Source organism: Thiomicrorhabdus xiamenensis, from assembly GCF_013282625.1.
Lineage (GTDB): Bacteria > Pseudomonadota > Gammaproteobacteria > Thiomicrospirales > Thiomicrospiraceae > Thiomicrorhabdus > Thiomicrorhabdus xiamenensis.
The window spans coordinates 838,169-850,457 of sequence record NZ_CP054020.1 but is presented as its reverse complement, the minus strand read 5'-3'; the positions used below and the strand labels follow the sequence as shown (position 1 = coordinate 850,457).

Genomic DNA, 12,289 nt, shown 5'->3' with positions numbered 1-12,289 from the left:
TTTAATTTAAGGGTTATTCTTTAAGGGGCATTCGACTCGGAAGTGTTCGGCAACTGCGGAGTCAGAAGTTGTTGTGCTGGTTCTTCGGCAGTAAGCGTCGATGTCGATTCCGGCCATACCAACCATAGAATTGCTGCGATGACAGCAAGGCCCAGGGTATAAATCAGCAATCGTCCAATCGCCCGCGCAAAAAACGGCTTCTGGTCATCATAGCTGTAATAACGCTGCACCGAATGCAGGTCACTGACCACTTCGGTATTCGACGGGAAATAACTTTCAACTTTCTCGGAAGGAATCTCCAGCATGGCGGCATAGTTGCGCACATAACCACGTTCAAACGGTGTCAGGTTCAGCGGATCCAAATCTCCGCTTTCCAGGAAGTTCAACTGATCCAACGACATATTCAATTGACTGGACGCCATTTCCAGCGTCAAGTGTTGCGACTCGCGTGTCTGTCTCAGCAACTCGTGCAATTGAATCGTTTCAATGGTTTTTTCAGCCGCAGCATTGTCAACCTGTGTCATACCGCAAGAACCTCTTTTCTATCTTTAGTTGGCAGTTTTATTTAAATTCAATTCCACCCGATGTACCGTTCGCTTGGTACGATCACTGACCTTGCCCGCAAGCTGTCCACATGCCGCATCAATATCGTCACCTCGGGTTTTACGAACCGTCACGTTCAGCCCACCCTCTTCCAAAACTTCTCGGAAACGATGAATCGCATTATTCGATGAACGTTGGTAATCGGTGTTCGGGAAAGGGTTAAAAGGAATCAAGTTCACCTTACATGGCAGATCCCCCAGAAGATCAACCAACTGTTGCGCATGTTCGACACGATCATTCAGCTTATCGATCATGACATACTCAACCGTAACGTGTTTTTTACTGTGCCCGCCTTCGACAAAACGATACAGACTCGGCATCAGAACCTCGAGCGGATATTTCTTGTTGATCGGCACCAGAATATCACGCAGTTCATTATTCGGCGCATGCAGTGAAATCGCCAAAGAGACATCAAGCTCTTGCTTAATACGATCGATAGCCGGAACCACACCGGCGGTACTGATCGTTACGCGACGTTTTGACAAGCCGTAAGCAAAATCATCCATCAAGATGCGTGCAGCAGGAAAAACATGAGTGACATTCAGCAGCGGCTCACCCATTCCCATGAAGACTACATTGGTAATGCGGCGCTCTTCTTTCGGAAGACAGCCTAATGCTTTGTTGGCAACCCACATCTGAGCAACGATTTCCCAGTTCTCTAGATTGCGGTTAAAGCCTTGCTTTCCGGTCGAGCAAAAACTGCAATCCAGCGCACAACCGACCTGTGAAGAGATACACAGCGTTCCGCGGTTTTTCTCAGGAATAAACACCGTCTCGATGGAGTTATGATGATCCACTTCCAGAAGCCACTTAATCGTACCGTCATTGGAGTGCTGCTCAGCAACGATTTTAGGCGTACGGATAAGCGCAATCTTTTTGAGCTTTTCACGCAGCGACTTGCTCAGGTTGGTCATTTCATCGAAATCACTGACCCCGAACTGGTGAATCCATTTCATTACCTGTCCGGCACGAAAAGGTTTTTCACCCGCTTCCTTGAAGAAAGCCTCCATCGCTTCGCGATCCATACCAAGCAGATCAAGCTTTGAATCGGAATATTGTAACTCGGTCACTTGTTCAGAATTTTGCTGGGTCATTTGCGTTAGCCACAAATCTCGATTGTGCTGAAGAAGTAGGCAATTTCGCGAGCCGCGCTTTCCGGAGAATCCGAGCCATGCGCAGAATTTTCACGGACCGACAGGGCAAAATCTGCACGAATCGTCCCTTCTGCCGCTTTAGACGGATCGGTCGCGCCCATGATTTCACGGTTTTTGGCGATCGCGCCTTCTCCTTCGAGAACCTGAACAATAACAGGAGCGGAAATCATATACTCAATCAGAGGCTCGTAGAAATCACGACCTTTATGTTCCGCATAGAAACCTTCTGCCTGTTCACGGCTTAAACGAATCATTTTGGAAGCAACCACTCTCAGCCCGTTACGTTCAAAACGCTGCAAAATCTCACCGATTAAATTACGTTTTACCGCATCGGGTTTAATAATCGAAAAAGTCCTTTCCATCATCTTCACCTTAGAAATTTGAATTGCCGTATTTTAACAGGGATTGCCATCGGATGCAGAAAAACAAAAGCCCCAGTCCATGCTGAGGCTTTGACAATCACAGATGTGCGATTTAAACCGTAAAAGACTCGCCGCAACCGCAGCTATCCTTTACATTCGGGTTATTAAATTCAAACCCTTCATTGAGCAAACTTTCGCGTACGTAGTCAATCTCCATACCATCAATATTACCAAGGCTTTTGGAGTCGACCACCACTTTTACGCCGTGACTTTCAAACACCTGATCGTCGTCGTTAATTTCATCCGCATAATCAACAACATAGGCGAAACCGGCACAACCGCTCACCTTTGTCGCGACTCGAAGCCCTAATCCACTTCCGCGCTTGGCAAGCATAGTGTTTACACGTTCCGCCGCTGCTTCGGTTAAGGTGACCGCCATAATTACTCCTTCAAGACAGTTTTCGGTAAGTCGAGCGAGTAATTATAGCAAATTGCAGTCAACGACAAACACAGCAGTTAACCAAATTTCACTTCGGCAATATTGGTTTGCTTCTGATCGATGATGGACTGAATGGAAATTCCTTTAAGGAAAGAGTCGATAGTTTCGCTCAACTCTGTCCACAATTCGTGCGACAGACACATATCGCCATCGTGACAATTCTGCTTGCCTTTGCACTTACGCGCGTCAACATGCTCATCCACCGCATGGATAATCTGGCTGACTGAAATTTCGCGGGCGTGACGGCTCAAACGGTAACCGCCTCCCGGACCACGGGCTGAAGAGACAAGCTGAGCGCGCTTTAATTTTGCAAAAAGCTGCTCCAGATAGGATAGAGAAATCCCTTGACGCTCGGAGATCAATGAAAGGGTGACTGCCCCTTTCTCTTGATTCAATGCAATGTCGATCATTGCCGTTACCGCATAACGGCCTTTGGAAGTAATTTTCATCGTTGTAGCACCTTTATCTATCTCGCCGCCTAACCAGGCCAGGAGTAAAATATTTTTAATATGAGAATAGAATCCTACAATAACCATAAAAATTATACAACTATTTTGCGGACACTAAAAATCACTCCCGCCATTCACCGAATACAATCTAAAAAATTTTACTTAAACCACAAAGGCAAGCACCCCCCAAACCTTAACACCTTAAAGGGTACAAATAAAAAAACCCGGCTCTATTACTGAAAACATTCAGAAATAGAGCCAGGGCTTTAATTGAAAGACGCTTAAGAAACTACTTTTTATGCTTTAAATGTGCTGCCTGCTCCGGGTCACTCGGCTCAAGTACCGCATCGTCCAGATTCGGTAATTCCATATCGATTTCGGTGCCACCTAGACGAGCTAACTCTTGCGCCATTTTTTCCAGCTTTTCATCCTGAACCTGAATATGATCCAATAGACTATAAATCGCTTTTTCAACCGGATCCGACATTTCCTGACTGACACCGTAGGCATCAAAACCGATCTTCTGAGCCATTTTCTGACGCCGTTCTTTCACATCTTCGCTTTTGGCATTAACAATGCGTCCCGGAATTCCAACCACAGTCTGCCCGGCTTCGACCGGCTTGAGGACAACGGCATTGGAACCAATCCTGACATCGTCACCAACGACAATCGGACCGAGCACCTTGGCTCCAGCCCCGACAACCACACCATTCCCCAACGTCGGGTGACGTTTGCCCGGTTGCCACGATGTTCCGCCGAGCGTCACCCCATGATAAAGCGTGCAATCATCGCCGATTTCTGCCGTCTCCCCGATGACGACCCCCATGCCGTGATCGATAAAAAAACGGTCGCCAATTTTCGCAGCCGGATGAATTTCAATCCCTGTCAACCACCGGGCAAAACCGGAAAGCCAGCGAGCCAGCCATTTTAAATGCCAGCCCCAGAAGGTGTGCGCCAAGCGATAGAAAAGAATGGCATGCAGGCCTGGATAGGTAGTCAACACTTCAAAAGTATTGCGTGCCGCCGGATCGCGGTCGAATACGCATTTGATATCCGATTTTAAACGTTTAAACATGACCTCTTATCCTTCAACCTACTTTTTGGGCTCATCACCGAGTTTACGTTGAGTTGCACTGAGAATTCCACGCAAAATATCGACTTCTTTCACATCCAGCTCGGCGCGGTTAAACAGGCGACGCATACGGCGCATAAAGCGCGCATTCTTAGCCGGATCGAGAAAACCGATATCCTGCAAGGCCACAAATAAATGATCATAAAACCCTTCCAGCTGATCATTGGTTGCCAACTGGTGACGATAACCGTTACGTTTAACCGACTCGATTTCAGTCGCCATCAGACACTCGTAAGAAAAAACCTGTACTGCCGCACTGATATTGAGTGAACTGTAAGTCGGATTACTCGGAATATGAGACAGATAATTACACAAATCCATCTCAGAATTACTCAACCCCGAATCCTCGCGACCGAAAACAATGGCGACCGGCGCCGCATCCTCCGCCTGAACGGTCTTCAAGGCCAGCTCCGCCGTTTGCCGCACATCCAGCTGCGGCCAGGAGACCTTACGCAAACGGGCGCTGGCACCAAAAACCAGCTGCACACCATGCAACGCCTCTTCAAGGGTCGGTACCACCTTGGCCGCCGCCAATACATCCGTTGCACTGGACGCTCTGGACGAGGCTTCCTGAGACGGGTAGCTACGAGGATTGACCAGAACCAACTGACTTAACCCCATATTTTTCATAGCACGTGCCACACCACCGATATTCCCCGGATGAGAGGTTTCAACCAGTACGATACGGATTTTCGCTAGACGTGGATCAAGGCAGTAATCTTCAATCATCTCAATTCTCTGTGCTATTTGGTTATAATCGGCAGCATCTGACAACACCTATAACGCCGCCGGCATTTTGGGGCAAATATTGTACCCTTTTCCAGGCAAGCATATCAGCCCGAGTGCAGAAAGGCCGGCAATTAAAGCAAACACAGCCCTAAAAGGATCTTTATGCACCCTTATCTAAACATCGCAACCGAAGCCGCTCAAGCCGCCGGTAAAGTTATTCGCCACTATCAGGAACGCTTCGATCAGATCAGTGTGGAACACAAAGGCCGCAACGACTATGTCAGCCAATGTGATCTGGAAGCGGAGCAGGCAATCATCAAAACCATCCGTAAATACCATCCGAACCACGCCATTCTTGCCGAGGAGACCGGCAGACAAAAAGGGGACGACACCTCAAAAGTCGAGTGGATTATCGACCCATTGGACGGCACGACCAACTTCCTGCACCAATTCCCGCAGTATGCCGTTTCGATCGCCGTACGTGAAAACGGCAAACTGACGCATGCCGCCATTTACGATCCGGTTGCCGACGAATTGTTTACCGCTTCACGCGGTGCCGGAGCTTACCTGAATAAATTCCGAATTCGCGTCACCGAACAGAAGTCGCTAACGGACTCACTGCTGGCCACCGGTTTTCCGTACCACGATTTCAGCTATATCGACGATTATCTGGCAAGCTTCAAAGCTTTTATGACTACGACAGCCGGTATCCGCCGCGCAGGTTCCGCAGCCTTGGATCTGGCTTATGTCGCCTGCGGTCGTGTTGACGGCTTCTGGGAATTAAACCTCAAACCTTGGGACATCGCTGCCGGAGCCTTGTTGATCAAAGAAGCTGGCGGCCTGGTGACAGACTTCAACGGCGGTGAAGACTACCTTGAAAGTGGAAACATCATGGCAGCTAACCCGAAACTCTATAAGGAGATGGCTCAGGTTATCGGCAAAACTATTTCCAAAGAACGTCGTCGTTAATTCTTAGCGATCGGGAGTGGCGACAAAGGAGAACAGCTCTCTTTAGTCGCCCTCTTGCAAAGGCAACGACATCAGAACCGCATCTTCCCGGCTTTCGACGTAATCATTAAGAACATCATCCCAGTCCTTAGACTGGTAATAATCCTTGCGAACACCGTCTTCACGAAAACCCAGCTTACGATACAAAGCCCGCGCACGCTGATTCGACTCGCGAACTTCCAACAAAACGATATTGAAATCCGCTTCAAGTAATTGCTCAAGGAGCTTGGAAAATGCCAAAGTGGCCATTCCTTTCCCCTGACTTTCGGGACGAATGCAGAAGTTCAACAGATGCGCCTCATCCAGTACCGTCAAAAAACAGCTATACCCTTGGATCCGACCATCAATATCGCAAAAGACATAGTTTATCCCCTGATCCAGGCTATTCTCAAACCCCCTTCTGCTCCAGGGAAAATCATACGCTTGCTGCTCGATCAGCAACACCTCATCAAGATCGGTCTCGTTCATCGAACGAAGGTAGCTTATTTTTTCCAAGGACATGAGTAGAAGATTATCCGAAAGAGCGCACAAGACACTTCGCTAACGAAGCTGTGCATCGAGTCGAAGCGCCTGCTGATAAAAAGATTTCTTGGCATGAGGATCACTAAGCATCAGGTCAAAATCCGGAACCGGAAGCACCTCGCTGCCTTCGCTCAGAACCTCATTAATAACATGCTCGGGGTCCATGCTCAGCAGACAGTCCACACCCGAGTCGATAATCTCCTCGACTGAGCTATACAGCTGTTCTTCACTGACCAGAAGAGAACTATCTACAAACAAGACCTCTTCTTCGGACCAACTCATAGCGTGCATGATTTGACTCCACAACTGCCATTCCGCCTTGCTTTCATCCTGCCACAGGGACTGCAACCCCTGACCCAGCAAAACCACCTGCCGCGACGAAACAACACCTTCAAGCGTCGATGTTTCAGAAACAGCTTCTGAGCCCACTGCATCGCTGACGCTCGCCGCTACCGGCTCAGAATAACTTTCATCGCGCACAACGTCTGTCGCATGATCCTGATCCATTGAAGCCGACAACTCGGGTGCAGACGTCATTTCGGACAGGGAATGAAGTGCCGAGTCTCTGGGTGTCCAGTGAGAAACACCCAGCTGCTGGAAAAGTGCTGCCGAGAATTTAACTGACAATGCAGAACTTCCTATAAAACAATCGGTTACACATCCGCCTGAGGATGCGCCTTCACCGGAGCATCCTTAAGCTTGTTCAAGGCATTGATATACGCCTTGGCCGAAGCGGTCACAATATCGGTATCCGCCCCTTGCCCATTAACAATACGACCGGCTTTTTCCATACGCACAGCCGTCTCGCCCAGAGCGTCGGTTCCGTTGGTCACATTGCTCACCGAATACAGCAACAAGGACGCGCCGGAATGCACCATGGATTCGATCGCCTTGAAGGTCGCATCGACGACGCCGCCGCCCTGAGCTTTGGCAGTCTGCTCCTGCCCTTCAATCCATAAGGTAACTTCCGCTTCCGGAGACTCTCCCGTCTCGGTCGAAACTTTCAACGAAACCAGACGATAAGTTTCGTTCTCGACACGCATAATATTGTTATCGGTAACCAGCGACTGCAGATCTTCATCGTAGATTTCATGTTTACGGTCAGCCAGCTCTTTAAAGCGGACAAAAGCGTCATTCAACTCCTGCTCGGTTTCGAACTCGATTCCCAGCTCCTGCAAACGGGTCTTGAATGCATTGCGCCCCGAATGTTTCCCCAGCACCATCTTATTGTCGCTCCAGCCAACATCCTGAGCGCGCATGATTTCATAGGTTTCTCGATGTTTCAGAACGCCGTCCTGATGGATGCCCGACTCGTGAGCAAAGGCATTGGCACCGACAATTGCCTTATTCGGCTGCACGGCAAAGCCGGTAATATTCGCCACCAAACGCGACGCCGGGACAATTTCTTGAGTATTAATACGAGTATCAACGTCAAATACATCCTGACGGGTTTTGATCGCCATTACCACTTCTTCCAGCGCAGTATTCCCGGCGCGTTCACCCAGACCGTTGATCGTACACTCGACCTGACGGGCACCGTTTTGTACCGCGGCCAACGAATTCGCAACCGCCAGACCCAAATCGTTATGACAGTGTGCCGAGAAAATCGCTTTATCGGAATTCGGAATACGCGTCAGCAGATCGTTGAACAAAGCACCGAACTGCTCCGGTACGTTGTAACCGACCGTATCCGGAATATTAATGGTTCCCGCTCCAGCATCGATAACCGCCTCAATCACGCGGCACAGAAAATCCGGATCGGAACGGCCGGCATCCTCCGGCGAAAACTCGACATTATCGGTGAACTGACGGGCCAGCTTAACGGCCCATACCGCACGCTCAACCACTTCGTCCGGACTCATTCGGAGCTTTTTCTCCATATGAATCGGTGAAGTCGCTATAAACGTGTGAATACGACCGGAGTTAGCAGGCTTGATCGCCTCACCGGCACGACGGATATCATTTTCCACCGCTCGCGCCAACCCACAAATCGTTGAATCCTTAACCGTTGTCGCAACTGCTTGAACCGATTCAAAATCACCGATACTGGCGGCAGGAAAACCGGCTTCAATTACATCGACACGCAACTTTTCCAACTGCTTGGCAATACGAATTTTCTCTTCCTTGGTCATGGAAGCGCCGGGACTCTGTTCACCGTCACGCAGAGTCGTATCAAAAATAACTAGATGGTCTTTCATAATTTTCTCAATTCAAGCAATTAATTGGATTCTTTAGAAGATGAAGGCTTGGCGTCGTCGGCAACCTCTTCGGACTCGGCAAACACCTTGGACAACTCTTCGCTCTCACGCTGCTGACGCCGCTCTTCACGTCTTACCCGCAAAGTAGCTAACGTCAGAACCGGCCCCGAAAAGGCGTACAGGAAAAGCACTGAAAACAAGATCATCGCCGGCTTAAGACTGACAACGACAAGAATCAGCACCCCGACCAGAAGCGTCAAGAAAGAAACCTTGCCTTTCAGGTTTACTTCTTTAAAGGAATGGAAACGGAAATTACTGACCATCATCAAGCCGGTAAAAACCGTCAAAAACAACGCTAGAAGCGGAATATAGGTGTCATGCATATGATCGTTTTCAACCATCCACACCAGTCCGGCAAGTACCGCCGCTGCCGCAGGACTTGGCAACCCCTGAAAATAGCGTTTATCCGCCACTCCGACCTGAGTATTGAAACGCGCCAAGCGCAATGCCGCACCCGCGGTATAGATAAAGGCGGCCAACCAACCGAGCTTACCGAAATCCGTCAAGGCCCACTGATACATCAGCAGCGCCGGCGCCAGACCAAACGAAACCATATCCGACAAACTATCGTACTCGGCGCCAAAAGCGCTTGAGGAATTTGTCATCCGGGCAATGCGGCCATCAAGCCCGTCAAAAACCATCGCGATAAAAATCGCAATAGCCCCCTGCTCAAAATTCCCCTGCATACCGGCAATGACCGCATAAAAACCGGCAAACAGCGCAGCGGTCGTCATAAGATTAGGCAGCAGATAGATGCCGCGTTCAAATGGCTTTTTCATAAACTGTTTTAAACCCCTGACGGAAAAACCGGCGCACAGCAGATCTCTCGCTATACGCCTCAAAATAATAATTCAGGCTATTCTAACAAGATAAATTTTGCCGACAGCAAATTTCCTCGGCCAATTGGCTATTTTTATCGACGCTCTTATTTATATATAAAGAGTGACTTATATAAAGAGAGACTGCTGCTCGGGTGAAACAGCAAAGTAAGTTGCCGCCCCGGCAAATTGTATGGATTCGATAAACTCTTCCTCACGAAAGCCCATCAGATCGACACTCATCTGACATGCCGTCATTTGCACACCCAGTTCAACGCAAAGCGCTCGTAGCTCGTCGACAGGAACCTGACCATTGGCCAGTAACTGCTTTTTAAACCCCCAAGTTGCCAGCACCTCCATTCCCGGAAGCTGCCATAAAAACCCTGGAAGAGAACGGTTCATATCGATCTGTCTAAGCCAATCCGGTCCGACCGGCAAATGCATTTTCATCCCGGGATTTCCTACTGGAGAAACCCGAAGATGCTTCGTTTCTTTAAGCGCGCACTGCAGACCGTAAAAAGTAAAGAAGACCTCAACCTGTTTATCCATCGCCGCCGCCGTACTGGCCAGAATAAAAGTCGGGTACGCCCAATCAAGCGAGCCTTTCGTATGAATAATGCTGAGTTGCTGTCGCGCCATAACTAGAGACCTTTATCTTCTGATTTCAAATTCAATGAGCGGTTCTTCCGTTAACAAAGAGCAATGCAGTCCCTGCTGCCGGCAGAATGCCGGAATATCCTTCAGCCCGCCTTTATCTTTGAGCTGAATTCGAAAAACATTCTCTTGCACATTTTCATGCAAGGCTTTTTTTAACTTAATAATCGGCATTGGACATGCCAATGCACAGCAGTCGAGTTTATACATATATTTGAGGAATCCGGTTAAAGGTGACTATTATCCAATATTCACTGGAAATGGTAAGCGCCATTCAATTTTTATCCACAGTCTTTCCAATTTTAAGGCTTTTTTCTTGGCTGGTAATTCCTCTAGACTAAAACCGAGTCTGAAAAAAGACCGTCGCTGAAAACTCGCTTGATAGACTCCATTGCCGACTGCGCTCATTAGAGAATTGGCTAAATCACGAACATTTATTATAGTGTGGCAAAGAGACATCAAGGTACATATGCAGCGATGCAAAAAAATAAAATGACAAAAACACACACAAGAAACGGCTACACAGGCGTGACAAGAATGAAACGATTCCGCCAGGCAACACTGGCGATCATGATCGGATCGCTCGCGGCAATTAACTCTTCGAGCGCCATTGCTCTGGACAACCTACCCGATCTGGGCGCCCCGGATCTGGTTGAGTATGACCGACAAACCGAAGAACGTTTGGGAAGAGCCTTTACCGAATCCCTTATGACGCAGTTCGATCTGCAAGAGGATCCGGAGATACTGAATTACATCCGCCAGATCGGTTACAAAATTGCCGGCAACAGCGGACAGAACCGGAACTTCGATTTTTATGTAATCCGGAATAACACCATTAACGCTTTTGCCGGACCGAATGGCGTAATCGGTGTTCATACAGGGTTAATCGAAACGGTTCACAGCGAATCGGAACTGGCATCGGTGATTGCGCATGAAATTGCCCACGTCACCCAGCAGCACCTTTCGCGAACTTATGAGTACAACAGTACCCAGGGCAGTATCACCAGCTTCGCAACTTTATTGGCTGCGGTGCTGGTCGGAATTTACAACCCGAACGCGGGTATGGCTGCACTGATGGGCGGCATGGGAATGAATATGCAGGACCAGCTAAAAAATTCTCGGCAGCATGAACAGGAGGCGGATAACGTGGGCATCCAAATTCTGCACGAATCAGGTTACGACCCGCATGCGATGGGCGATTTTTTCGGACGACTGGCAAAATCCAGTCAGTTTAACGCCCACCAGGTTCCGGAAATTCTGCGAACGCACCCCGTTACTCTGAGCCGCCTGGCGGCAGCGGAAAACCGGGCGCAAGTGATGCCACCGTTGAAAGTGCCTGTGGAAAGTAACGACCTGATATTAATAAAAATGCGCATTGCTGCCGAAAAAGAGGATTTTTCGAAACTTGAAATCAAAAGTCTGACAGCCTCTGAACAGTGTTATCTGCACAATTTGCAGGAGCTCAATCGCAAGCAAACGGAAAAACAGCTGCGACAAAGCCGAGCACAACTGGACTGTCTGCTAAGAGAAGCCAGTGAGAATACAATGCAGCCGCTTTACAACACGCTCTTAATTGAACGTATCAAACAATTCAAAGAGCGCAACAGCAACGCCGACCTGAAGCAGCCGATCAGCGAAGCTTTAAAACTGATCAGCTATCAGCAAGAGTTATGGCCAAACAACCTTGCTGTGCAACTTCGGCATGCGCAGTTATTGGAATTAACCGGCGAATACCAGAAAGCAATGCAGGTGCTGGCCGATGGCAGCGAGAAAGGTCACAACCAATACCAGATAAATAATTATCTGGCGCAGTTTGCCCGAGAACAAAACAAAGAAGCGCTCGCCAACTACTACCAGGCTCGGGCACAAGTGTTTGTCGGCAACTACGCCAGAGCCAGGCACTTTATCGATGAAGCCAAAAGAATAAACAATCAAAGAAATGAGGGCATTGATAAGCAAATCGATTTTTTCAATGCAAAATATACGCAAAATTTACAGGAAAACGATCAAAAGGAGGTTATCCAGTAGATTACATAAAAAAATATTACAAGTTGATTAAATAATACTATAGCAAACCCCATTTAAAATCCTTGCGTTTGCA

The 12,289-nt window shown here is 48.5% G+C and carries 15 protein-coding genes; 2 read left to right on the top strand and 13 right to left on the bottom strand.

Annotated elements, in window-relative coordinates:
* Positions 1 to 20 precede the first annotated feature (20 nt).
* From HQN79_RS03890 to HQN79_RS03860, 7 genes are all read right to left on the bottom strand, one after another.
* Positions 21 to 524, bottom strand: coding sequence for a helix-turn-helix domain-containing protein (locus HQN79_RS03890; protein WP_173284381.1), 504 nt, complete (start codon positions 522 to 524; stop codon positions 21 to 23).
* A gap of 24 nt (positions 525 to 548) precedes the next feature.
* The gene (rlmN, locus tag HQN79_RS03885; RefSeq protein ID WP_173284380.1) at positions 549 to 1,697 is read right to left on the bottom strand and encodes a dual-specificity RNA methyltransferase RlmN; all 1,149 of its coding nucleotides are present in this window, start codon (positions 1,695 to 1,697) and stop codon (positions 549 to 551) included.
* Positions 1,698 to 1,702: 5 nt separating this feature from the next.
* Positions 1,703 to 2,119: a nucleoside-diphosphate kinase gene (ndk, locus tag HQN79_RS03880; RefSeq protein WP_173284379.1), complete on the bottom strand. Its 417-nt coding sequence runs from the start codon at positions 2,117 to 2,119 to the stop codon at positions 1,703 to 1,705.
* Positions 2,120 to 2,231: 112 nt separating this feature from the next.
* Complete coding sequence (iscA, locus tag HQN79_RS03875) at positions 2,232 to 2,558, bottom strand: iron-sulfur cluster assembly protein IscA (protein ID WP_173284378.1); 327 nt, start codon at positions 2,556 to 2,558, stop codon at positions 2,232 to 2,234.
* Between the two features lie 77 nt (positions 2,559 to 2,635).
* Positions 2,636 to 3,067, bottom strand: coding sequence for an Rrf2 family transcriptional regulator (locus HQN79_RS03870; RefSeq protein ID WP_173284377.1), 432 nt, complete (start codon positions 3,065 to 3,067; stop codon positions 2,636 to 2,638).
* Positions 3,068 to 3,356: 289 nt separating this feature from the next.
* A complete protein-coding gene (gene cysE, locus HQN79_RS03865; RefSeq protein ID WP_173284376.1) occupies positions 3,357 to 4,142 on the bottom strand; it encodes a serine O-acetyltransferase in 786 nt (261 codons plus the stop codon).
* 18 nt (positions 4,143 to 4,160) lie between these two features.
* Complete coding sequence (locus HQN79_RS03860) at positions 4,161 to 4,928, bottom strand: RNA methyltransferase (protein WP_173284375.1); 768 nt, start codon at positions 4,926 to 4,928, stop codon at positions 4,161 to 4,163.
* Between the two features lie 162 nt (positions 4,929 to 5,090).
* Here HQN79_RS03860 and HQN79_RS03855 point away from each other — a divergent pair, with 162 nt between their 5' ends.
* Entirely contained in the window at positions 5,091 to 5,897 is an 807-nt protein-coding gene (locus HQN79_RS03855) for an inositol monophosphatase family protein (protein WP_173284374.1), read from the top strand.
* Between the two features lie 42 nt (positions 5,898 to 5,939).
* Here HQN79_RS03855 and rimI read toward each other — a convergent pair whose 3' ends face one another.
* The 6 genes from rimI to HQN79_RS03825 form a co-directional block, all read right to left on the bottom strand.
* On the bottom strand, positions 5,940 to 6,437 hold the full coding sequence (gene rimI, locus HQN79_RS03850; RefSeq protein WP_173284373.1) for a ribosomal protein S18-alanine N-acetyltransferase: 498 nt from the start codon (positions 6,435 to 6,437) through the stop codon (positions 5,940 to 5,942).
* A 39-nt stretch (positions 6,438 to 6,476) separates the two neighbouring features.
* A complete protein-coding gene (locus HQN79_RS03845) occupies positions 6,477 to 7,085 on the bottom strand; it encodes a hypothetical protein (protein ID WP_173284372.1) in 609 nt (202 codons plus the stop codon).
* A gap of 26 nt (positions 7,086 to 7,111) precedes the next feature.
* The gene (locus HQN79_RS03840) at positions 7,112 to 8,656 is read right to left on the bottom strand and encodes a 2-isopropylmalate synthase (RefSeq protein ID WP_173284371.1); all 1,545 of its coding nucleotides are present in this window, start codon (positions 8,654 to 8,656) and stop codon (positions 7,112 to 7,114) included.
* 20 nt (positions 8,657 to 8,676) lie between these two features.
* A complete protein-coding gene (gene pssA / locus HQN79_RS03835; RefSeq protein ID WP_173284370.1) occupies positions 8,677 to 9,495 on the bottom strand; it encodes a CDP-diacylglycerol--serine O-phosphatidyltransferase in 819 nt (272 codons plus the stop codon).
* Positions 9,496 to 9,663: 168 nt separating this feature from the next.
* Positions 9,664 to 10,173 carry a DsrE/DsrF/DrsH-like family protein gene (locus tag HQN79_RS03830; protein ID WP_173284369.1) on the bottom strand — a complete coding sequence of 170 codons (510 nt, stop codon included), beginning with the start codon at positions 10,171 to 10,173 and terminating at the stop codon, positions 9,664 to 9,666.
* Between the two features lie 12 nt (positions 10,174 to 10,185).
* The gene (locus HQN79_RS03825) at positions 10,186 to 10,398 is read right to left on the bottom strand and encodes a sulfurtransferase TusA family protein (protein WP_275284709.1); all 213 of its coding nucleotides are present in this window, start codon (positions 10,396 to 10,398) and stop codon (positions 10,186 to 10,188) included.
* A gap of 327 nt (positions 10,399 to 10,725) precedes the next feature.
* Here HQN79_RS03825 and HQN79_RS03820 point away from each other — a divergent pair, with 327 nt between their 5' ends.
* The gene (locus HQN79_RS03820) at positions 10,726 to 12,216 is read left to right on the top strand and encodes a M48 family metalloprotease (protein ID WP_173284367.1); all 1,491 of its coding nucleotides are present in this window, start codon (positions 10,726 to 10,728) and stop codon (positions 12,214 to 12,216) included.
* The last annotated feature ends 73 nt before the right edge of the window (positions 12,217 to 12,289 follow it).